Here is a 20,409-nt window from a genome sequence, read left to right on the forward strand (position 1 = left end):
CCACAAAAAAGCCCCGCTTTTAAGGGCGGGGCTCTTTTCTAAAGAAGCTACAAGTTAGATAACTTGTACTTCTTCAGCTTGCATGCCTTTCTGACCGCGGGTAGCGATGAAAGAAACCTGTTGGCCTTCTTTCAGGCTTTTGAAGCCGTCGGATTGGATAGCTTTGAAGTGAACGAACAGGTCGTCACCGGATTGTGGAGTGATGAAGCCGAAGCCTTTTTCATCGTTGAACCACTTAACGGTACCGGTTTGGCGATTAGACATGGTGTAACTCCTTGAACAAAGATAACTGCGACTCAGGAAGAACCCTGGCCGAGACTGAGTGCAAAGAGCAGGAAAAATTCTTGTAGATGGTTGGATCGAAATTCAACATATCGTGTAGAGATTCTCAGTGACACAAGCAACACAGTGACGCCACCTTAACCCAGTTTCCGAGAAGTGCCAATGCTTCTTGCGAAGGTTTCTCTGTTTTCGGGATCGGCGGTGTGACGGTTCGTCGCCAAAGCCCGTATTTCATGGGTGTTCGGCGAGAATTGCACCGCGCACTTTGAACCGGGCGGCGCGCCCGGTAAGATGCCGGACAGAATTTTTCCACCTCGCTATTCAGGACACCCCGCCATGAGCATCAAATCGGACAAGTGGATTCGCCGCATGGCGCAGGAACACGGCATGATCGAACCGTTCGTCGAGCGCCAGATGCGCGGCAGTGATGACAGCCGAGTGATTTCCTACGGTGTGTCGAGCTACGGCTACGACGTGCGCTGCACCAATCATTTCAAGGTGTTCACCAACATCAACTCGTCCATCGTCGACCCGAAAAACTTCGATCCGGGCAGCTTCGTCGACGTCCACAGCGACGTCTGCATCATTCCGCCGAACTCCTTCGCGCTGGCCAGCACCGTTGAATACTTCCGCATTCCACGCAATGTATTGACCATCTGCCTGGGCAAAAGCACCTACGCGCGTTGCGGCATCATCGTAAACGTCACGCCGCTCGAGCCAGAGTGGGAAGGCCACGTGACGCTGGAATTTTCCAACACCACCAACCTGCCGGCGAAGATCTACGCCAACGAAGGCGTGGCGCAGATGCTCTTCCTCGAATCCGACGAGGAATGTGAAGTGTCTTACAAGGATCGCGGCGGCAAGTACCAGGGCCAGCGTGGCGTGACCTTGCCGCGCACCTGATCGGCCCATCCGACAGATCGCGGGAATTCTTTGGCGGGCAGACACTCTATGGGGTGTACTGCCCGTTTTTGCTTTCGGCAAAACGGGCCTTCGCCGAGGAGTGCCCCATGAAGATCGATCCGCAAATCACTGCCGAACTGGCAAGGCTTGAGCCCAATCAGGTTGGCGTATTGGCCTGGTCATTGTTGGCGCATCCGTCGCTGAGCATGGCTGGCGGAATTCCCGGACAGCCCGATCCCGATACGCCCAACGAACAACCGACCGAGCCGGGCGAACCGACCCTTCCGGACGAGCCGCCACCGGCGCCTGTCGCCTGATAAGCCGTGAAAATGGTCAGCCAGACGAGGTCTGCAAAGACTTCAACTGACTGGCCATATTTCGTTGTCGCCGATGACGAAGATTCTGCAGCTTTCATCCTTCTCGACTAAATACCCCCCAGTAAAGGCGCCAAATGCCGGCAGCAGACTGATGCGTTCGCCGAGCTTGAAACACGCCAGGCGCAAGCGTTGTCGACCCTTGCCGTGCAGCCGATAGACCGGGTGTACGTGACCCGCCAGCACGTGCCTTTCAGGATGCGGGTCAGGTTCATGCTGCAAGGCGAATGGCCCGAGCAGCAGCGGTTCCGGCACCACCCGGATGTTCAGCGATTCAGGCGGGTCACCAGCGCGTTTGTCGTGGTTGCCGCGAATCAGCGTCATTGGCAGCTCAGCGTGGCGCGCACGCCATTGCGCCAGCGCGCTCAGCGTGCGTGTGGCATGAGAGCCGGGCCCGTGCAGGAAATCCCCGAGAAAGATCAATAAACGGCAGGGCAGCTTTGCCAGCAGCCGATCAATCACGGCGATATTGCTCGCCGTGGTGCCATGCGGGACCGGTTGACCAAGACTGCGGTAAGCCGCGGCTTTGCCGAAATGCACATCGGCAATCAACAGGACCTGCTGCGCGGGCCAGTACATGGCTTTCTCGGGCAGGAGCCAAAGTTCTTCGCCGGCCAGACGCACCGGGTAGGGCGCATTCATCGGGATTTATCCTTGTCGGCGCTATTCTCCAGATCACCGACCATTCGCCTGATGCGATCAGCGAGTTTTTCCGAACTCATGCTTTCGCGCATGCGTTCCACCAGCAGCGGAAACCCTAGCGGTGTAGGACGTTTGAGCTGATGCACGTCCAGTTTCATCCCGTTGATCCGCTCCAATGTCTGTTCCAGGCGACGAATATCCAGTTCTTCGCGTAAGACTTCTTCCCCGGCCTGCGCCAGCAACAGGTTGTCGGCGTCGTATTGTTTGAATACTTCGAAGAACAAACCGCTGGATGCCTGTACCTGCCGGGTGCTTTTCGGCGCGCCTGGGTAGCCGGCGAAGACCAGCCCGGCAATCCGCGCGATCTCGCGAAAGCGCCGCAGCGCCAGTTCGCCGGCATTCAGGCTGGCCATAACGTCCGTTAACAAATCATCAGCATTGAAGAGATCGGTATTCAAATACTCGGCCCAGTCGATCGGCGTAGCGCTGAGCAATTCCAGGCCGTAATCGTTCACCGCAATGGAAAACGTCACGGGCTGCCGTTGACTGACGCGCCATGCCAGCAGGCTCGCCAGGCCCAGATGCACTTGGCGCCCGGCAAACGGATAAAGGAAAAGGTGCCAGCCCTCGCGGGACTTCAATACTTCGGCCAACAGGTTTTCTGTGGTGGGCAAACCCGACCAGCGCATCTGGGTTTCCAGCAAGGGTCGCAATGCCTGCATTTCCGGGCCGATAAACTCGCCCTGCGCGGCGGCACTGAAGCGCCTGACCACGGCCTCAGCCAATTCGTTTGAAAGTGGCATCCGCCCGCCATTCCAGCGCGGTACGGCGGCTTTCTTCGCAGTGCTGCGTTTGACGTAAGCGGTCATGTTTTCCACTCGCACCAACTCCAGCAAACGCCCGGCGAAGAGAAAACCATCACCGGGTTTGAGCCGTGCGATAAAGCCTTCCTCGACACTGCCCAGCTGTTTACCACCGCCGCCCTTGCTCCAGAATTTCAGCTGGATGCTGGCATCGCTGACGATCGTGCCGATGCTCATGCGATGACGCCGCGCCAATCGTGCATCGGGCACACGCCAGACGCCGTGCTCGTCCGGTTCGACCCGGCGATAGTCCGGATAGGCTGTCAGAGACATCCCGCCATGGCGTACGAAAGCCAGCGCCCACGCCCAATCGGCGGGTGTCAGGTCACGATATGCCCAGGCACCGCGGACTTCTTCGTACAAGTCCTCAGGAATAAAGCCACCGCCAAGGGCCATGCTGACCAAATGCTGCACCAGTACATCCAGCGGTTTGTGCGGTGACAGGCGTGGTTCGATGCGCCGTTGTTCGACGGCATCGCCGGCGGCAGCCGCTTCGATCAATTCAAGGCTGTGCGTTGGCACCAGTGTCACTCGCGACGTGCGTCCCGGTGCATGACCGGAGCGCCCGGCGCGTTGCATCAAACGCGCGACACCTTTGGCCGAGCCTATTTGCAATACGCGCTCGACCGGCAGGAAATCCACGCCCAGATCCAGACTCGATGTGCAGACCACGGCTTTCAGTTGCCCGTCCTTCAAGGCCTGTTCGACCCAGTCGCGGGTCTCGCGAGACAGTGAGCTGTGATGCAACGCGATCAACCCGGCCCAATCCGGCCGTGCCTCCAGCAGTGCCTGATACCAGATTTCCGATTGCGCCCGGGTGTTGGTGAAGACCAGCGTGCTGGCGCAGGCATCCAGTTCAGCAACGACCTGCGGCAACATTTTGAGACCGATGTGCCCGGCCCAGGGAAAACGCTCGATGGCCGGCGGGAGGAGTGTGTCAACCTTCAGCGATTTTTCGCTTTGTCCTTGAATACTGATTCCGCCGCCCTGCGGGATTAGCACCTGCTCGGCGTGGGATTGATTACCGAGGGTCGCGGATACGCCCCAGACAATCAGATCAGGTTGCCAATGGCGCAGGCGGGCCAAGGCCAATTGCAACTGCACGCCGCGCTTGTTGCCCAGCAGTTCGTGCCACTCATCGACGACGATCATACGCAAACTCGACAGCGCGACTTGTGCGTCGGCGCGCGCCAGCAGCAGTGTCAGGCTTTCCGGCGTGGTGATCAGCGTGGTCGGCAGGCGTCGGCTTTGGCGGGCGCGTTCGCTGCTGCTGGTGTCACCAGTGCGCAGGCCGATGCTCCACGGGATCTGCAGATCATCGAGAGGTGTTTGCAAGGCGCGTGCAGTATCGGCGGCGAGCGCGCGCATGGGGGTGATCCACAGCACTGTCAGCGGTTCGGCCGGTTGTTTGCGTTTACGCGATGTTTCGACGGCAGGCTGCGAGCGGGCAAAGCGATTGAGCGCGGCAAACCACACCGCATAGGTTTTACCGGCACCGGTGCTCGCGTGCAGTAGACCGGACTCACCGTTTTTGACCGCCGCCCACACCTGTTTCTGAAAGGCGAACGGCTTCCAGTCGCGGGCGCTGAACCAGATTTTTGCCAGGTCGGAGGATTTCGCCATGCGGGCTGCGCGCGCTCTGGAGGGGTTCTTCCAGAGACCGCGGGGCGGGCAGACAAGTTTGATTTTTCAGGCTGGCACGGTGTGCTTTTTGTAGGAGTGAGCCTGCTCGCGATAGCGGTGTGTCAGTCACATTAGTATTGGATGTAATGACGCTATCGCGAGCAGGCTCACTCCTACAGGGGGATTGTGTGCGGCGTTATTTGAGGTTACCGCTGAGGAATTGCTTCAGGCGTTCGCTTTTCGGGTTGCCCAGCACTTCTTCAGGCGCGCCTTCTTCTTCCACCAAACCCTGATGCAGAAACAGCACTTGGCTGGAGACTTTGCGGGCGAAACTCATTTCGTGGGTCACCATGATCATGGTCCGGCCTTCTTCCGCCAGACCCTGAATCACCTTCAACACTTCCCCCACCAACTCCGGGTCGAGCGCCGAGGTCGGTTCATCGAACAACATCACCTCCGGTTCCATCGCCAACGCCCGGGCAATCGCCACGCGCTGCTGCTGGCCGCCGGAGAGAAACGCTGGATATTGATCCGCCACCCGCGCCGGCAGACCGACCTTGTCCAGATAACGCCGCGCACGATCGTCGGCTTCCTGTTTGCTGCAACCCAACACCCGGCGCGGGGCCATGGTGATGTTTTCCAGCACGGTCATGTGGCTCCACAGGTTGAAATGCTGGAACACCATTGCCAGACGCGTGCGCAGGCGTTGCAGCTCAGCAGCGTCGGCGACGTGCATGCCGTGGCGGTCGGTGACCATGCGGATCGCCTGGCCATCGAGGCTCATGGCGCCGTCGTTGGGTTGTTCGAGAAAATTGATGCAGCGCAAAAAGGTGCTTTTGCCCGAGCCGCTGGCGCCGATCAGGCTGATCACGTCGCCGGTCTTGGCCTTGAGCGACACGCCTTTGAGCACCTGATGGTCGCCATAGCTTTTATGCAGGCCTTCAACGGTCAGTTTGTACATGGGACAGACATCCTCAAGGCGAAAGTAGGTAGCCGCTGCGATAGGCTTCGGCGCCCGCGACGTGGGCGATGACCATGCCGGCGGTGGCCATGCGTCGCAGCGAGCGGGCGTACATCACGCCGGCGCTGGTGCAATGAATGGGGGTGATCCGGTCGTTGATCGGGTCGATGATTTCAGCAATCTGTTGTCCGGCTTCGAGGTATTGACCGGCCACCGCTGTGTACACCAGCAGGCCACCGACCGGCGTGATCACCGGCTCCACACCCGCCAGTGGCGTGGCGGGATAGGGCAATGGCGGCTGCGGTTTGGTTTCGCCGACGATCGCATCGGACTGGATCAGATAATCGATCAGCGCCTGGCAGTCGCGGCTGGCCAGCGGATGGGTGACGTCACCCTGGCCGCGCAACTCGACGGTCACCGAGAAACTGCCAAGCGGAATTTCGAAGTGCTCGCCGAAACGTTCCTTCAGTTGCCACCACAGCAGGGTGAAGCATTCATCGAACGACTGGCCGCCGGAATCGGTGGCCAGCAGGCTCGCCTGAGCTTCGATGTAGCGCGCCAGCGGTTCAACCTGCGGCCACGCTTCGGGCGTGGTGTAGAGGTGCACCACCGATTCGAAATCACAGTGCAAGTCCAGCACCATATCCGCGTCGCAGGCCAGCCGTTGCAGGGTCAGACGCTGGGATTGCAGTTGCGTGCTGGCGGTCTGGCGGGCGAGGGCGTTGCGCAGATGCGTGCGGATCAGTTCGAGGTTGTGCTGCGGATCGTCATTCAGCCTGCCTTCGATGGCGTTGCCGATTTCTTCACTGAGGTCGACGAACCAGCGGTTGAAGTTTTGCCCGCTCTCCAGTTCGTAGCGGCCCAGCGGTACGTCCATCAACACTTGTTCGAGGCCGACCGGGTTGGCCACCGGTACCAGCACGATTTCGCTGCGCAGGCGGCCGGCCGCTTCCAGCTCGGCCAGACGTTGCTTGAGGTGCCAGGCGACGAGCATGCCCGGCAGTTCGTCGGCATGCAGCGAAGACTGAATGTAAACCTTGCCCTTGGCCTGTTCCGGGCCGAAGTGGAAGCTGTGGATCTGTCGTGCGGTCCCCGGCAGCGGGGCCAGCAGGTCATGGATCAGGTGGCGCATTTTTTATCTCTTTATTCCTGAGCTGGGCCTAGTGAGTCGGGCCGAGGAAGGCCAGCCATCGGCGTTCGGCAAGGCGGAACAGGCCGACCAGCGCAAAGGTAATGGTCAGGTAGATCAGCGCGGCAATGCCGAACGACTGAAAGGTCAGGAAGGTCGCCGAGTTGGCGTCCCGCGCGACTTTCAGAATGTCGGGGATGGTTGCGGTGAAGGCCACGGTGGTCGAGTGCAGCATCAGGATCACTTCGTTGCTGTAATACGGCAACGATCGGCGCAGGGCCGAGGGCATGATCACGTAGGCATACAGCTTCCAGCCGGTTAGCCCGTAAGCCTTGGCGGCTTCGACTTCGCCGTGGTTCATGCTGCGAATCGCCCCGGCGAAAATCTCCGTGGTGTAGGCGCAGGTGTTCAGGGCGAAGGCGAGGATTGTGCAGTTCATCGCATCGCGAAAGAAACTGTCGAGCAATGGCTGCGCACGCACGGCGGCGAGGCTGTAGATCCCGGTGTAGCAAATCAGCAACTGGATATACAGCGGCGTGCCACGGAACAGGTAGGTGTAAAACTGCACCGGCCAGCGAATGTAGAAGTGCGGCGAAACTCGCGCAATCGACAACGGAATCGACACCAGAAAACCGATGAAGATCGAGGCGCTGAGCAGCCACAGCGTCATCGCCAGCCCGGTGATGTTCTGGCCGTCGGTATAGAGGAAGGCGCGCCAGTATTCCTGCAGAAGTTCGATCATCGTACGGCCTCCCGGGCGCCGGCGGCGTAGCGGCGTTCGAGCCAACGCAGAATGAAGTTCGAGGCACTGGTGATCAGTAGATAGATCAACGCGGCGAGAACCAGGAAGTAGAACAGTTGATAAGTGCTTTTACCGGCGTCCTGTGCAGCTTTGACCAGGTCGGCAAGGCCGATGATCGACACCAGTGCGGTGGCCTTGAGCATCACCATCCAGTTGTTACCAATGCCCGGCAGGGCGAAGCGCATCATTTGCGGGAACACCACGTAGCGAAAGCGCTGGCCGCGTTTGAGGCCATACGCGGTGGCGGCTTCAACCTGACCGCGCGGCACGGCGAGAATCGCGCCACGGAAAGTTTCGGTGAAATACGCGCCATAGATGAAGCCCAGGGTCAGCACCCCGGCGCTGAATGGGTTGATCTCGATGTATTCCCATTCCATGTAGTCAGTCAGGGACGTTAGCCAGGTTTGCAGGCTGTAGAAAATCAGCAGCATCAGCACCAGATCCGGCACGCCGCGAATCAGCGTGGTGTAGAGCTGGGCAGGCAGGCGCACCAGTTTGACTTTTGACAGCTTGGCACTGGCGCCGAGCAGGCCGAGCAACACGGCCACCAGCAGCGACAACGCCGATAATTTGATGGTCATCCAGGTGCCTTCCAACAGCAACGGGCCAAAGCCCTTGAGGCTGAAGGCTGCGAGCCCCAGATTTTGTAAGAGGTTTTCAAACATAAATCAGCAACCTGAGCGGATGGAAAAGGCGCCCATCGAGGATGGGCGCCGGGGCATTATTTGCCGCTGTACAGATTCAGATCGCCAAAGTGTTTCTTTTGAATCTCGGCGTATTTGCCGTCATCGTGTAACGCTTTGATACCTTTATCTAAAAGCGCTTTCAGCTCAGTGTTACCTTTCTTAATACCGACAGCGGTTTTGGCTGGCAGCAATTCGCTGTCGACTGGCTTGCTGACGTCATAGTCGGCGCCCTGTGGCGACTTCAAAAAGCCCAGTTCGGCTTGCAGCATGTCCTGGATACCGGCGTCGAGACGGCCGGAGGTCAGGTCGGAATACACCTGATCCTGGTTCTGATAGGCCTGGGTTTTCACGCCGGCCTTGTCCAGCACGGCTTTGGCATAGGCTTCTTGAATAGTGCCTTGCTCGTAGCCGACGGTTTTGCCCTTGAGGGACGCGACGTCTGCGGTGATGCCGGAGCCTTTCTTGAACACATAAGCGGTCGGGCCGGAGAACAGTTCGCTGGAGAAGTCGATGACTTTTTCGCGGGCCGGGGTCACGGTCATCGACGAGATCACGCCGTCGAATTTGTTGGCCTTGAGGCCCGGAATCATGCCGTCGAAGTCACTTTCGACCCACTTGCACTTGACCTTCAGTTCGGCGCAGATCGCGTTGCCCAGGTCGATGTCGAAGCCCACCAGGCTGCCGTCGGCCGCTTTCGACTCGAACGGTGCGTACGAAGGGTCAACGCCAAAGCGCAGCTCTTTGTATTCCTTGGCCAGCGCGGAGCCAGCGGCCATGCACAACGCCAGTGCAGAAAGGGTCAGCAATGCTTTTTTCATTATTCAATCCCTAAGAACCAATATGAGCGCTTGTGGCGCAGAATTATTGTTACTGGAACGCGTACGACCTATAGAAAGTAGCAATTTCCGAACCAGAGTCCCGAACAAGTGTTTTAAAAGGTTGGCGCAGCGATTGGATGAGCGAGTCAGTGCCCGCAAACGGGCACTGAAAATAGCTTGCACTGATTTAGGGCTGATCGTTCCCACGCTCTGCGTGGGAATGCAGCCCGGGACGCTCCGCGTCCCATCCAGAGCCGAACGCGGAGCGTCCGTTGAGGCATTCCCACGCGGAGCGTAGGAACGATCTTCGCGTCATGTTGAACTCAGGCGAGAAGATCCTGCAATGTGGCTAGGCTATCCGCCTCATCCACGGTTTTATCCTGGCGCCAGCGCAGCATCCGTGGAAACCGCACGGCAATTCCGCTCTTGTGCCGCCGCGACAGGGCAATGCCTTCGAAACCCAGCTCAAACACCAGACTCGGTTTCACGCTGCTCACCGGGCCAAACTTCTCCACCGTGGTCTTGCGCACAATGCTGTCGACCTGACGCATTTCCTCATCGGTCAGCCCCGAATACGCCTTGGCAAACGGCACCAGCGCGCGCTGACTCGAGTCGGGCGGGCCGTCCCACACTGCGAAGGTGTAGTCGCTGTACAGACTGGCCCGCCGACCATGCCCGCGCTGCGCGTAAATCAACACGGCATCGACACTGAACGGATCAACCTTCCATTTCCACCAGACGCCCATGTCCTTGGTGCGGCCAACCCCGTACAGCGAATCCCGCGCCTTGAGCATCATCCCTTCAACGCCCAGCCGCCGCGAGGACTCGCGCTGGCGGGCGAGGTCGAACCAGTCGCTGCCGGTCAGCACCGGTGAGGCCAGCAGCACCGGGCTGTTGCAACGGGCGATGACCTCTTCCAGTTGCGCGCGGCGTTTGGCCTGCGGCTGGTTGCGCCAGTCTTCGCCTTGCCATTCGAGCAAGTCGTAGGCGAGTACCACCACCGGCACCTCTTCGAGGATTTTCCTGTCGAGGGTTTTGCGACCGATACGTTGTTGCAGCAGGGCGAAGGGCTGCACGGCCGGCGGTTGGGTCGATTGCGGATCAAAGGCGTCTTCGGTGCCCGGATGGGTGCTTTTCCACACGACGATTTCGCCGTCGATCACCGTGCCGTCAGGCAGGCCGTGCACCAGCACTTCCAGTTCGGGAAAACGCTCGGTCAGCAGTTCTTCGCCCCGCGACCAAATCCACAGCCGCCCCTCACGCTTGACCACTTGCGCGCGGATGCCATCCCACTTCCATTCGATCTGCCAGTCGCTGGCAGGCCCGATCAGTGCTTCGAACTCTTCCACCGGTTGTGACAGGGCATGAGCGAGGAAAAACGGGTACGGCTGACCACCGCGCTGGGCATGTTCATCGCTGGACTCAGGGGCGATCAGCTTCAGGTAGCTGGCGGCGCTTGGCCGATTGGACAGGTCGGTGTAGCCAACCAGACGCTGCGCCACGCGTTTGCTGTCCAGCCCGGCCATCGATGCCAGAGCCCGGGTGACCAGCAGTTTCGATACGCCGACGCGGAAACTGCCGGTGATCAATTTGATGCACAGCATCAGGCTCGATCGATCCAGTTGCGCCCACAGGGCGGGCAGTTGTCGGCTGAGGTATTCCGGAGTTTCACCGCGTAGCGGCAGAAGTTTATCTTCGATCCACTCGGCGAGGCCGGCGTCGGAACTGTGCGGGTTTTCCGCGAGCACCAGCGAAATAGTTTCCGCCAGGTCACCGACCGCTTGATAGCTTTCTTCGAACAGCCACGGTTCCAGGCCGGAAATCTCGACAGCCAGTTCGCGCAAGATTCTCACCGGCACCAGTTGCCGGGGCCGGCCACCGGACAGAAAGTACACCGCCCACGCAGCGTCATGCGGTTCGGCCTGGGCGAAGTATGTCTGCATCGCCGCCAGTTTGGCGTTGCTCGACGTAGTTGCGTCGAGTTCGGCATATAACTCGGCAAATGCTTTCATGCGGGCATCTCGACGATGGTCGGTTCGGTGGCGATGTTTTCTTCTTCGTCATCGCCGTATTCAGTGTTGAAACCTTGGGCATCCAGGCCTTTTTCACGCAGATGCCGCACCAGCACGCCAATCGAGCCGTGGGTGACCATCACCCGTTCCGCTCCGGTCTGTTCGATGGCCCACAACAGACCGGGCCAGTCGGCGTGATCGGAGAGCACGAAACCGCGATCGACACCGCGCCGCCGCCGCGTGCCACGTAAACGCATCCAGCCGCTGGCAAACGCGTCGCTGAATTCACCGAAGCGGCGCATCCAGGTGCTGCCTCCCGCCGAGGGCGGGGCGATGACCAGGGCCTGGCGCATGATCGGGTCGCTTTTCTTTACGTCGCCGGCGTAGATCGTCGGCGGCAGGTACACGCCAGCCTCGCGGTAAACCCGGTTCAGCGGCTCGACCGCGCCGTGACTGAGGATCGGGCCGAGGCTTGCGTCGATACCGTGGAGAATCCGCTGGGCCTTGCCGAACGAATAGCAGAACAACACGCTGGCTTTGCCGGCGGCAATGTTTGCTGCCCACCACTGATTGATCTCGCTGAACACCTGCGCCTGTGGCTGCCAGCGGTAGATCGGCAGGCCGAAGGTCGATTCGGTGATGAAGGTGTGGCAGCGCACCGGTTCGAACGGGGCGCAGGTGCCGTCGGGTTCGATTTTGTAATCGCCGGACGCCACCCAGACTTCGCCGCCGTATTCCAGACGCACCTGCGCCGAGCCGAGCACGTGGCCGGCGGGATGAAAGCTCAAGGTGACACCGTGGTGCGTCAGGCGCTGGCCGTAGGCGAGGGTTTGCAGGTTGATGTCCTGCCCCAGTCGCGCGCGCAGAATCCCTTCGCTGGCGCTGCTGGCGAGGTAATGCTGGTTGCCGGTGCGCGCGTGATCGCCGTGGGCATGGGTAATGACCGAGCGCTCGACGGGGCGCCACGGATCAATGTAGAAATCCCCGGCAGGGCAATAAAGACCTTCGGGACGGGCGATAACAAGGTCCATGTCGTTACCAGGAATGGGGGGCTTGTTAGCTATGAGGTTGGCGCGTGTTCAGAAGTTCTATCGACTTTGAAGAGCGACCCTCACCCCAGCCCTCTCCCGGAGGGAGAGGGGGCCGACCGAGGTGTCTGGCGAGCTACATCGACCTGAAAAACCGAGTCGATTATGGATTCGGCAACGCACGAAACGGCTTAACTCAGGATTCGGCAGAGCACGAACCAAGTTAACTCCGGATTCGGTACAACAGTTTCAGGTCGGCGTAGACCTGCAGCATCCCCCAATCAGTCCCCTCTCCCTTTGGGAGAGGGCTAGGGTGAGGGGCTTTTGATTTACAAGGCCGACCGAGATGCCCGACGAGTTGAACCGAGCAAATTCCGGATTCGGCAGTGCCCGTTCAGGTCGGCGTATGACTCAATCAACCCCCAGTCAGTTCCCTCTCCCTTTGGGAGAGGGCTAGGGTGAGGGGTTTTTGATTTACAGGGCCGACCGAGATGCCCGACGAGTTAAACCGAGCAAATTCCGGATTCGGCAGTGCCCGTTCAGGTCGGCGTATGACTCAATCAACCCCCAATCAGTCCCCTCTCCCTCCGGGAGAGGGTTAGGGTGAGGGGCTTTTGACCTTTGCCTTATTTGCCGGGAGTAAGAGTCAAACGGGCCTTGCCATACACCCGGTCAAAGTTCTGCGGCTGCATCGGCAAACCGATGTACTGCCCCTTCAACCACGCATCGATGCCATTGAGGTAGTTGGGACTGACCGGATTCCCCGATTGCCCCGTACCGTTCTGCCCCAGCAACGGTTCAGTCTGGCCGAAGTCGACAATGAAACGCATCGATGGCGCACGTGTGGTGGTGAAATCCTGCCCCCAAGCGAACGCCGAAGTGTTCAGCGTCGTGTGATCGCCACCGGCCGCCAGCGGCCCGCGCACGGTCTGACCATTGCTGTTCTTCCAGGCATAGCTGTGCAACTTGCCCCACTGCCAGGTACGTCGATCGCCGCCCAACAGACTGTCGCCAGCGCTGATCGCCGCGGCGAAGCTGCGGGCGAGAATCACCGCCTTATCCTCTTTCTGCGGCGTGCGCAGGTCATCCCAGAACGGACTGTCTTCACGCTCCAACAGATGATCGGCCTGCGCCGCGTAAGACAAATCACCATTGGCAATAAACGCCTTCCACGCAGGGCTCGATTCCGGACCGAGCTCATCGAGGAAGATCTGCTTCATGCTTTCCTGCAGGAACAGTTCGTAAATCGCCGCGTCTGCCGAGGTCGGGCTGAGCTTGCCGTCGAACGCCATCAACCGGGTAAACGCCTCGCGGGCCTTGCTGCGATCCGCTTCCGGCAGGGCATCGATTGCCTGTTTCAGCGGTTGTTTCATGCCCGGTGCTTCGAAGACTTTTTTCAGCTTGGCGGCGAAGGTGGTGGTCTGGTCGTACTGCATAGCGAGCACGCTGCGGCTGTCGTGCTTGCCGCTGCCGGCCAGTTCCGCCAGACGTTCGCCACGCTCCGGTGCGGCCCAAGAGTTCGACAATTGCATGCCGTAACCGTGCGGGATCACGCGCTGGTTGGCGGTGCCGAGCCAGCCTTGTGCCGGATCCTGATCGTAAGGATGCAGCATCGGGTCGGCGTAACCGTCCCAGTCGTAACGACCTTCCCAGCCCGGTGATGGCAGCAAACCTTCACCTTCGCGGCGATTCGGGAAGCGCCCGGTGACTTGCCAACCAATGTTGCTTGCATCGGCGAACACCAGATTCAGGGCAATGGCGCGGATTTCCCGGCTGGCATCCGAAGCTCGTTCTACGGTTTGCGCGCGGGTCAGATCAAAAAACGCATCCAGCGACTTGTCGTCGGTGAAGCTCGGCGTTTGCAAGGCCAGGCCGAAACCGCTGCCTTGGGCCGCTGCCTGAGCACTGTTGAGCAACGCGCCGTGGCGGGTTTCGTATACCGCTTCACGAATCGGTCGCTGGCCTTTGACGAAGTAGGTTTCGTTGCGCACGCCCAGCGGCTGCCATTTGCCGTTGACCTCGTAGGTCAAACTGGTGCCCTGGCGACGGATTTTTTCCAGGAATAGGTCCTGGTTGTCGCCGAGCACGCTGGTCATGCTCCACGCCACTTTGCCGTTGAAACCGCCAAGGACCAGTGGCAAACCGGCAACCGTGACGCCTGCGGCCTGATATTTCGGTGCGCGGATCTGCACGAAGCTCCACAGCGACGGTGCGGCCAGCGGCCCATGGGCGTCGCTGGCCAGCAGGCTCTTGCCGCTGCGGCTGCGTTGCGGGGCGATCGCCCAGTTGTTCGAAGACGTGGTGCCCAGGAGGTTCAGTGCCGACAGTTGCTGGCTGGCGCTGCTCAGTTCGGTCAGCCCCGGGATTTGCCCGTTGAGCTTGAGACCTTGCAGCTTGTCAGCCTCGGCCAGTGGCAGATTCTCGTCGGGTGCGGACGGCGTCAGCCAGGCGAGTTTGTCGCTGGTCACGGTTTGCGCGAGCACCAGCGAGGAAATCTCTTCCGGCAGGTTGGCCGACTGGCTGAAATTCAGCAGGGCGAAAATCAGCGCCGAATCTTCCGGCTTCCAGTATTCAGGCTTGTAACCGCTGGAGGCGAGGTCGCCCGGCAACTTGTCGGCGTAGCGGAACAGGTAGGCGTTGACGCCCCGCGCATAGACTTCGAAGAAACGCTTGAGGCGTGGCGACGAAGCCTTGTACAGCTCGCCGGCGCTTTTCTTCAGATTGACCGCGCGCATGTAGCGGTCGGCGTCGAGCATCGATGCGCCGGACATTTCCGCCAACCGGCCCTGCGCCAGCAGGCGCAAGGTGACCATTTGATTGATGCGGTCGCTGGCGTGCACATAGCCGAGGCTGAACAGCGCGTCGTGAAAGGTGTTGCTCTCGATCAACGGCATGCCCATGGCATTGCGTCGCACCGACACGTTCTGCGCCAGGCCCTTGAGCGGTTGCACGCCGGAGGTCGGCGGGAGGGTGTCCTGAGCATTCCAGGTCTGGCAACCGGACAGGCCCAAAACACCGGCCACTGCTGCGGCAACGCCGAACCGGGGAAGAAAATGTATGAGGGCTGGCGAGGCCATGGCAAAGCTCCTGCGGGGGTGTAGAGGCTGGGGGCGCAATAAAGCCGCTACGTTAGTGAGCAGGAGGTGGCCGCGCAAGCGGGGGCAGGGGTTATTTGTGTATTTCTGTCGAATGGAAAAGATCGCAGCCTGCGGCAACTCCTGCATAGGCATGCATTCCCATGTAGGAGCTGCCGCAGGCTGCGATCTTTTGCCGTTAAATCAGGATTTGGGTGGATTGATTTTCTGCACCAAGGCGTAGGCCTTCACGGTCGCCGGGCGATCCTTGATGTGGTTGAACCAGCGCAGTACATGCGGGAAGTCTTCCAGGTTCTGGCTCTGCCATTTGTGTGAAACGATCCACGGATAAATCGCCATGTCGGCAATGCTGTATTCGCTGCCGGCGACGAATTCGTTATCAGCCAGTTGCTTGTTCAACACGCCATACAAACGTGCGGTCTCGTCGATGTAGCGCTTGATCGCGTAAGGAATTTTCTCCGGAGCGAACTGGCTGAAGTGATGGTTCTGCCCGGCCATCGGCCCCAGGCCACCCATTTGCCAGAACAGCCATTGCAACGCCGTTTGCCGACCGCGCAGGTCTGTGGGCAAAAACTTCCCGGTCTTCTCCGCCAGATACAACAGGATCGCCCCGGACTCGAACAGCGACAGCGGTTCACCGCCATCGGCCGGTTCATGGTCAACAATGGCCGGAATGCGGTTGTTCGGGGCGATCTTCAGAAAATGTGGCTGGAACTGCTCACCCTGACTGATGTTGATCGGGTGCACGTTGTACGGCAGGCCGGCTTCTTCGAGGAACAGGGAAATCTTGTGGCCGTTGGGGGTGGTCCAGTAATACAGGTCGATCATGGAGAACTCCAAAGCAGAAATGGACTTGCGTGCGGACAGCAAACGCCGGCGTCAGGTCGTCCCGTGTGCATTCGATAGCTTGCTTAACAGGAAGAGGTGATGCTGAACTGCGCAGAATTCAATGACCCCGCGTGAGAAAAATCGCCATGGAGCTTGAGGCCAACGCTGCACTGATCATCATCGACCAGCAAAAGGGCATCCTGCAGCCGCGTTTGGGACGGAGGAATAATCCTCAGGCGGAAGCGCGAATCCTTGATCTGCTGGGGCATTGGCGGCGTAGCGGGCGACCGGTGATTCATGTGCAGCACCTGTCGCGTGAGCCTGATTCAGTATTCTGGCCCGAACAGGAAGGGGTGGAATTTCAGCAGCGGTTTTCGCCGCAGAACGGGGAATGGCTGATTCAGAAACAGGTGCCGGATGCGTTTTGTGCCACCGGACTAGAGGCGCGGTTGCGTGAGGCGGGGATCGGGCAACTGATCATTGTCGGCGTGGCGACCAACAACTCGGTGGAGTCAACGGCGCGCACGGCGGGCAATCTGGGGTTTGCAGCTTGGGTGGCGGAGGATGCCTGTTTCACCTTCGACAAGGCCGATTATTTCGGCACGTTGCGAACGGCTGAAGAGGTGCACGGGATGTCGCTGGGGAATCTGGATGGGGAGTATGCGACGGTGGTCAGTGCGAAGCAGATTCTTGCGGCGGGCTGAATAACTTCGCCGTATGCGCCGGCCCCTTCGCGAGCAGGCTCGCTCCCACAGGGATCGCGGTGGGCACAAAAGCCCTGACCGGCGCAGATCAAATGTGGGAGCGAGCCTGCTCGCGAAAGCGGTCTGTCAGGCGAAACGACTGTCCGCCCAGTGCATCACGCGCCGTGGCACTTCTTGAATTTCTTGCCGTTGCCGCATGGGCAAGGGTCATTGCGGCCGACGTCTTTCAGGGCATTGCGCACCGGTTCCTGGTGGGCGTGGCCGCAGTTCGGGCCGTGAACATGGCCGTGGTCATGCTCGTGATGATGGTCATGATCGTGGTTGCAGTCAGGGCCATGGACATGAGGTTGCTGGGTCATCGGTGTTGCTCCGGAATTAAATCGGCGGGGATTATCACGCCATTGCGCTCAAGGTGCACGTAGTGAGCGATGAATAAACCGGTTTCCATTTCGCCCTGCAAACGATAGGGAATCTGCTGGTTCGGATTTTTCAGCATTTTCACCACGTCTTTTACCTTCGGCCAGAGGTTGGTGCGGATCGGCACTTTGAAATAGGCGCTGCGCTTGGGCCCGACGGTGAACCAGTGTTCATGCTCGCCTTCGGCCAGCAGCATATCGGCCAGATGAATGCGGTATTCGAGGCCCCGCACGGTCAGGTCGCTGTCGTTGGGGTTGTCGATGCGAAAGTGCAGGATGAATTTCTGTTCGAGCAGCTTGGCGCGCACCACTTCGACTTTTACCAGGTGCACGGCGGGGTCGACGCTGTCATCGCTGAACCACGACGCGCAGCCGCCGAGATTGAGGATCAGCATCAAAAACAGAAAATGTAATGTGCGCTGGCAACCGAGCATGATTTAACTCCCTTTGGTGCCAGTCTAGACGCTAAAAGATCGCAGCCTTCGGCAGCTCCTACAGAGAAACGCATTCCATATAGGAGCTGCCGAAGGCCGCGATATTTTGATCTTAAGCGCCAAAATACCCCGCACAGCACTTCTTGAACTTCTGCCCACTGGCGCACGGGCAGCTGTCATTGCGCCCCAGCTTCAACTGCACCGTCGGATCAATGAAGTACCAACGCCCGGCATTCTGCACAAACGACGAGCGTTCGCGGTGGCTGTGTTCGCCCTGGCTGTCGTGCCAGCGTGCAGTGAAAGTGACGAAGGCGTGTTCCGGCTGGCCACCGAAGACTTCCGAACTTTCGACATCGAGGCCGAGCCAGGTGCTCTGCGCGCTCCAGTCGCTGATCGACTGACGATTCAGTCCCGCTTGCTGAGCAGGCAGGGTGGTCGCCACAAGGTAATCGATCAAACCCAGCACATAGGCGCTGTAGCGCGAACGCATCAAGGCTTCGGCGCACGGCGCAGGATGGCCATCGTGATAATGACCGCAGCAGGCATCCAGCAGATTGCCGCTGCCGCAGGGGCAAATGGCTGTACTCATTGCATTACCACCAGTATTTCCCGAAGTTTTCCGGATTGGCCCAGAACCGCGAGTTGAGCCAGTCGGGGACTTGTTTGTAGTCAAGCAGATCGTAGGTGAACAGGGTCAGCACTTGATCGTCGCGTTGAAAGCGCTCGCTGGCCTGCAGCGCCAGCGAATAGAAGTCGGTTTCCTGCCAGCCGCTGGCCGACAGATCCGCCAGCACGGCAATGCGGCTGGCGTTGAGATTACGAATTCCGCCCAACAGATTCAGGCCATCGCGCTTGGGCAAGTGTTCCAGGCAATCGACCACCAGCGCCAGATCGAAACGTTGCGCGGCCAGTTCGGCGGGCAATGCGCCCGGCGCCGTATGGGCGACGACGGTGTCTGGGTGCGCCACTTTAAAGGCGCTCAGGGCTGGAAATTCGCTGGCGCCGATCAGCAGCAGACGGGCCGGGGCGTAGCGATCCAGCAAAGCGGCCAACGCCTGTTGCGGCGTGCGGGAAGAAATGGCGACGTTCATCAAGGCTCCTCAATCAGACCGCCAAGACTAGCCTGCCTGACGATGTCGGCAAAGAGCGCAGTTCCGTCAGTTACCGACGATTGCGCCAAAGTCCTGTGAACACGGTCGCAAACAGGCATGGCCTATTGCTGGCGGAGATTAAAACTCCGGTCTTTACTCCCTGAATCGGTTTTAAGCCGATCCCTCAGGAGAAAACCAGATGAGCATAGTTCGGACAGCATTACCTTTGATTCTGCTAACCAGTGTGTTGACTGGTTGCGCAGGTTTGCAGAAAACCGACTGGCCGACCTGTGCGGCGGTCGGTGGTGTCGTCGGTGCCGGTCTCGGCGCAACCGAGAGTTCGGCGTGGGCCGGCTACGGCGCGTTGTTGATCGGTGGCACGGCAGCGGCCTATTGCTGGGTACACGGTGATGGCGACGAAGACGGCGATGGCGTGCCGGACAGTCGCGACAAGTGCCCGGGCACGCCTAAAGGCGTGCAGGTCGACGCTGACGGTTGCCCTCCACCAGCGCCTGCACCCGTGGTCGAAGAAGCTGTAGTGGTCAAGGAAGAAACCATTGTTATCCGTGATGTGCACTTCCAGTTCGACAAAGCCACGCTGACCGGCCCTGACAAGCAAGTACTCGACAAGGTCGCCACCCGCCTGAAACAGGAATCCTCGACGGCGCAACTGACCGTGACCGGTCACACCGACAGCGTGGGCAGCGATGCCTACAACAAAAAACTGTCGGATCGTCGCGCGCACTCGGTGGTGGATTACCTGATCCAGCAAGGTGTGCCGCGCGCCAGCTTCGTTTCGGTGTCCGGTCTGGGTGAAAGCCAGCCAGTGGCCGACAACAAAACGGCGGATGGTCGTGCACAAAACCGTCGTACCGAAATCAAAATCCAGCGTTAAGCCCCTCTCGCATCCGCGGCTTGTGCAGTCGCGGATGCGGGTCTTTACTCCTGTGTAACCGGTATGGGCCGGTGACACAGGAGCTTTCACAATGACTGTTTTCTCAAGGTCCGTCTTGCCGGTGCTGCTGCTAGGCAGTTTGCTCACCGGTTGCGCCACCCACAGCGATGGCACTGCACCCCTCAATCAACGTACGTGGCCGATCTGCAGCCTTATTGGCGGGCTGGTCGGTGGCGGTCTCGGCGCCATTGAAAGTGGCGGCTGGGCCGGTGGCGGCGCAGCGCTGGGGATTCTTGCCGGCGGACTGATCTGTTATGCCCAGGACGGCGATGAAGACGGCGACGGCGTGTTCGACCGCCGCGACCGTTGCCCGGACACCCCGGAAAACACCCCTGTCGATCACCGTGGTTGCCCGCTGCCGCAGTACCCGGTCACGGAAAAAGTGCCGGAGCCCGCGCCGCAAACTGAAGTCATCACCCTCAGCGATGCCGGCAACGTGCTGTTCGATTTCGACAAATCCGACCTGACCCCGGCGGCGAAAGCCCAGCTCGATACGCTGATGGACAAGCTGCGCAATGCCGATGTGGTGAGCATCAAGGTCATAGGTCACACCGACAGCAAAGGTTCGGATGCGTATAACCAGGCTTTGTCGGAACGGCGGGCGAGCAGTGTCGCGGCGTATCTGCTGAGTCAGGGGCTGGCGCCGAACAAGCTTACCAGCGAAGGGCGCGGAGAAAGTGAACCGGTGGCCGATAACGCAACCGATGAAGGGCGCGCGCAGAACCGTCGTGTGGAGTTGCATATCAATCGCTAGGACGCCTCT

The 20,409-nt window shown here is 59.8% G+C and carries 21 protein-coding genes; 5 read left to right on the forward strand and 16 right to left on the reverse strand.

Features of this window, described 5'->3' with window-relative positions; all coding sequences use genetic code 11:
• Positions 1–54: 54 nt before the first annotated feature.
• A complete protein-coding gene (locus tag PspS49_RS06455) occupies positions 55–264 on the reverse strand; it encodes a cold-shock protein (RefSeq protein WP_002554837.1) in 210 nt (69 codons plus the stop codon).
• A 354-nt stretch (positions 265–618) separates the two neighbouring features.
• Here PspS49_RS06455 and dcd point away from each other — a divergent pair, with 354 nt between their 5' ends.
• Both dcd and PspS49_RS06465 read left to right on the forward strand, forming a co-directional pair.
• Complete coding sequence (gene dcd / locus PspS49_RS06460; protein WP_007918616.1) at positions 619–1,185, forward strand: dCTP deaminase; 567 nt, start codon at positions 619–621, stop codon at positions 1,183–1,185.
• A gap of 107 nt (positions 1,186–1,292) precedes the next feature.
• A complete protein-coding gene (locus tag PspS49_RS06465; protein WP_127926082.1) occupies positions 1,293–1,502 on the forward strand; it encodes a hypothetical protein in 210 nt (69 codons plus the stop codon).
• 42 nt (positions 1,503–1,544) lie between these two features.
• Here PspS49_RS06465 and pdeM read toward each other — a convergent pair whose 3' ends face one another.
• From pdeM to PspS49_RS06520, 11 genes are all read right to left on the reverse strand, one after another.
• Positions 1,545–2,201 carry a ligase-associated DNA damage response endonuclease PdeM gene (gene pdeM / locus PspS49_RS06470; RefSeq protein ID WP_127926083.1) on the reverse strand — a complete coding sequence of 219 codons (657 nt, stop codon included), beginning with the start codon at positions 2,199–2,201 and terminating at the stop codon, positions 1,545–1,547.
• Complete coding sequence (locus tag PspS49_RS06475) at positions 2,198–4,687, reverse strand: ligase-associated DNA damage response DEXH box helicase (RefSeq protein ID WP_160038568.1); 2,490 nt, start codon at positions 4,685–4,687, stop codon at positions 2,198–2,200. Before PspS49_RS06475 ends, pdeM begins: the two co-directional genes overlap by 4 nt.
• A 196-nt stretch (positions 4,688–4,883) precedes the next feature.
• Entirely contained in the window at positions 4,884–5,648 is a 765-nt protein-coding gene (locus PspS49_RS06480; RefSeq protein ID WP_127926085.1) for an ATP-binding cassette domain-containing protein, read from the reverse strand.
• Positions 5,649–5,661: 13 nt separating this feature from the next.
• Positions 5,662–6,780: a succinylglutamate desuccinylase/aspartoacylase family protein gene (locus PspS49_RS06485; RefSeq protein ID WP_150749396.1), complete on the reverse strand. Its 1,119-nt coding sequence runs from the start codon at positions 6,778–6,780 to the stop codon at positions 5,662–5,664.
• A 28-nt stretch (positions 6,781–6,808) separates the two neighbouring features.
• On the reverse strand, positions 6,809–7,519 hold the full coding sequence (locus tag PspS49_RS06490) for an ABC transporter permease (protein WP_016986412.1): 711 nt from the start codon (positions 7,517–7,519) through the stop codon (positions 6,809–6,811).
• On the reverse strand, positions 7,516–8,244 hold the full coding sequence (locus PspS49_RS06495) for an ABC transporter permease (RefSeq protein ID WP_150749395.1): 729 nt from the start codon (positions 8,242–8,244) through the stop codon (positions 7,516–7,518). Before PspS49_RS06495 ends, PspS49_RS06490 begins: the two co-directional genes overlap by 4 nt.
• Before the next feature lie 56 nt (positions 8,245–8,300).
• On the reverse strand, positions 8,301–9,083 hold the full coding sequence (locus PspS49_RS06500; RefSeq protein WP_007918608.1) for a transporter substrate-binding domain-containing protein: 783 nt from the start codon (positions 9,081–9,083) through the stop codon (positions 8,301–8,303).
• A 323-nt stretch (positions 9,084–9,406) separates the two neighbouring features.
• Positions 9,407–11,095 (reverse strand): ATP-dependent DNA ligase, encoded by a 1,689-nt coding sequence (locus PspS49_RS06505; RefSeq protein ID WP_160038569.1) that lies wholly within the window; start codon positions 11,093–11,095, stop codon positions 9,407–9,409.
• Positions 11,092–12,126 carry a ligase-associated DNA damage response exonuclease gene (locus PspS49_RS06510; RefSeq protein ID WP_127926089.1) on the reverse strand — a complete coding sequence of 345 codons (1,035 nt, stop codon included), beginning with the start codon at positions 12,124–12,126 and terminating at the stop codon, positions 11,092–11,094. Before PspS49_RS06510 ends, PspS49_RS06505 begins: the two co-directional genes overlap by 4 nt.
• Positions 12,127–12,749: 623 nt before the next feature.
• Entirely contained in the window at positions 12,750–15,200 is a 2,451-nt protein-coding gene (locus PspS49_RS06515; protein WP_160038570.1) for a penicillin acylase family protein, read from the reverse strand.
• Positions 15,201–15,401: 201 nt separating this feature from the next.
• A complete protein-coding gene (locus PspS49_RS06520) occupies positions 15,402–16,046 on the reverse strand; it encodes a glutathione binding-like protein (protein WP_127926091.1) in 645 nt (214 codons plus the stop codon).
• 146 nt (positions 16,047–16,192) lie between these two features.
• Here PspS49_RS06520 and PspS49_RS06525 point away from each other — a divergent pair, with 146 nt between their 5' ends.
• Positions 16,193–16,750, forward strand: a complete 558-nt coding sequence (locus PspS49_RS06525; protein WP_160042472.1) for a cysteine hydrolase family protein — start codon at positions 16,193–16,195, stop codon at positions 16,748–16,750.
• A 155-nt stretch (positions 16,751–16,905) separates the two neighbouring features.
• Here PspS49_RS06525 and PspS49_RS06530 read toward each other — a convergent pair whose 3' ends face one another.
• The 4 genes from PspS49_RS06530 to PspS49_RS06545 all read right to left on the reverse strand — a co-directional run bounded on the left by PspS49_RS06530 (position 16,906) and on the right by PspS49_RS06545 (position 18,691).
• On the reverse strand, positions 16,906–17,109 hold the full coding sequence (locus tag PspS49_RS06530; RefSeq protein WP_034154967.1) for an SEC-C metal-binding domain-containing protein: 204 nt from the start codon (positions 17,107–17,109) through the stop codon (positions 16,906–16,908).
• Entirely contained in the window at positions 17,106–17,600 is a 495-nt protein-coding gene (locus tag PspS49_RS06535; protein ID WP_127926092.1) for an LEA type 2 family protein, read from the reverse strand. The genes PspS49_RS06530 and PspS49_RS06535 overlap by 4 nt, the downstream gene beginning before the upstream one ends.
• A 112-nt stretch (positions 17,601–17,712) precedes the next feature.
• Positions 17,713–18,189 carry a YchJ family protein gene (locus tag PspS49_RS06540; protein ID WP_127926093.1) on the reverse strand — a complete coding sequence of 159 codons (477 nt, stop codon included), beginning with the start codon at positions 18,187–18,189 and terminating at the stop codon, positions 17,713–17,715.
• Positions 18,190–18,193: 4 nt separating this feature from the next.
• Positions 18,194–18,691 (reverse strand): DUF6231 family protein, encoded by a 498-nt coding sequence (locus PspS49_RS06545; RefSeq protein ID WP_150749387.1) that lies wholly within the window; start codon positions 18,689–18,691, stop codon positions 18,194–18,196.
• 199 nt (positions 18,692–18,890) lie between these two features.
• On the opposite strand from PspS49_RS06545, the gene PspS49_RS06550 reads away from it, so the two are divergent.
• Both PspS49_RS06550 and PspS49_RS06555 read left to right on the forward strand, forming a co-directional pair.
• Positions 18,891–19,586: an OmpA family protein gene (locus PspS49_RS06550; RefSeq protein WP_095119209.1), complete on the forward strand. Its 696-nt coding sequence runs from the start codon at positions 18,891–18,893 to the stop codon at positions 19,584–19,586.
• A gap of 91 nt (positions 19,587–19,677) precedes the next feature.
• A complete protein-coding gene (locus tag PspS49_RS06555; RefSeq protein ID WP_160038571.1) occupies positions 19,678–20,400 on the forward strand; it encodes an OmpA family protein in 723 nt (240 codons plus the stop codon).
• The last annotated feature ends 9 nt before the right edge of the window (positions 20,401–20,409 follow it).

Origin of the sequence: Pseudomonas sp. S49, assembly GCF_009866785.1 — a bacterium.
Classification (GTDB): domain Bacteria; phylum Pseudomonadota; class Gammaproteobacteria; order Pseudomonadales; family Pseudomonadaceae; genus Aquipseudomonas.

What these genes read in the sequence shown, in the direction of transcription:
- PspS49_RS06495 (WP_150749395.1), bottom strand. Translation starts at nt 8,244, where the DNA reads ATGTTTGAAAACCTCTTACAAAATCTGGGGCTCGCAGCCTTCAGCCTC.
- PspS49_RS06485 (WP_150749396.1), bottom strand. Translation starts at nt 6,780, where the DNA reads ATGCGCCACCTGATCCATGACCTGCTGGCCCCGCTGCCGGGGACCGCA.
- PspS49_RS06510 (WP_127926089.1), bottom strand. Translation starts at nt 12,126, where the DNA reads ATGGACCTTGTTATCGCCCGTCCCGAAGGTCTTTATTGCCCTGCCGGG.
- PspS49_RS06540 (WP_127926093.1), bottom strand. Translation starts at nt 18,189, where the DNA reads ATGAGTACAGCCATTTGCCCCTGCGGCAGCGGCAATCTGCTGGATGCC.
- dcd (WP_007918616.1), top strand. Translation starts at nt 619, where the DNA reads ATGAGCATCAAATCGGACAAGTGGATTCGCCGCATGGCGCAGGAACAC.
- PspS49_RS06550 (WP_095119209.1), top strand. Translation starts at nt 18,891, where the DNA reads ATGAGCATAGTTCGGACAGCATTACCTTTGATTCTGCTAACCAGTGTG.
- PspS49_RS06545 (WP_150749387.1), bottom strand. Translation starts at nt 18,691, where the DNA reads ATGAACGTCGCCATTTCTTCCCGCACGCCGCAACAGGCGTTGGCCGCT.
- PspS49_RS06465 (WP_127926082.1), top strand. Translation starts at nt 1,293, where the DNA reads ATGAAGATCGATCCGCAAATCACTGCCGAACTGGCAAGGCTTGAGCCC.
- PspS49_RS06475 (WP_160038568.1), bottom strand. Translation starts at nt 4,687, where the DNA reads ATGGCGAAATCCTCCGACCTGGCAAAAATCTGGTTCAGCGCCCGCGAC.
- PspS49_RS06500 (WP_007918608.1), bottom strand. Translation starts at nt 9,083, where the DNA reads ATGAAAAAAGCATTGCTGACCCTTTCTGCACTGGCGTTGTGCATGGCC.
- PspS49_RS06480 (WP_127926085.1), bottom strand. Translation starts at nt 5,648, where the DNA reads ATGTACAAACTGACCGTTGAAGGCCTGCATAAAAGCTATGGCGACCAT.
- PspS49_RS06555 (WP_160038571.1), top strand. Translation starts at nt 19,678, where the DNA reads ATGACTGTTTTCTCAAGGTCCGTCTTGCCGGTGCTGCTGCTAGGCAGT.
- PspS49_RS06505 (WP_160038569.1), bottom strand. Translation starts at nt 11,095, where the DNA reads ATGAAAGCATTTGCCGAGTTATATGCCGAACTCGACGCAACTACGTCG.
- PspS49_RS06455 (WP_002554837.1), bottom strand. Translation starts at nt 264, where the DNA reads ATGTCTAATCGCCAAACCGGTACCGTTAAGTGGTTCAACGATGAAAAA.
- PspS49_RS06520 (WP_127926091.1), bottom strand. Translation starts at nt 16,046, where the DNA reads ATGATCGACCTGTATTACTGGACCACCCCCAACGGCCACAAGATTTCC.
- PspS49_RS06490 (WP_016986412.1), bottom strand. Translation starts at nt 7,519, where the DNA reads ATGATCGAACTTCTGCAGGAATACTGGCGCGCCTTCCTCTATACCGAC.
- PspS49_RS06525 (WP_160042472.1), top strand. Translation starts at nt 16,193, where the DNA reads ATGGAGCTTGAGGCCAACGCTGCACTGATCATCATCGACCAGCAAAAG.
- PspS49_RS06535 (WP_127926092.1), bottom strand. Translation starts at nt 17,600, where the DNA reads ATGCTCGGTTGCCAGCGCACATTACATTTTCTGTTTTTGATGCTGATC.
- pdeM (WP_127926083.1), bottom strand. Translation starts at nt 2,201, where the DNA reads ATGAATGCGCCCTACCCGGTGCGTCTGGCCGGCGAAGAACTTTGGCTC.
- PspS49_RS06530 (WP_034154967.1), bottom strand. Translation starts at nt 17,109, where the DNA reads ATGACCCAGCAACCTCATGTCCATGGCCCTGACTGCAACCACGATCAT.
- PspS49_RS06515 (WP_160038570.1), bottom strand. Translation starts at nt 15,200, where the DNA reads ATGGCCTCGCCAGCCCTCATACATTTTCTTCCCCGGTTCGGCGTTGCC.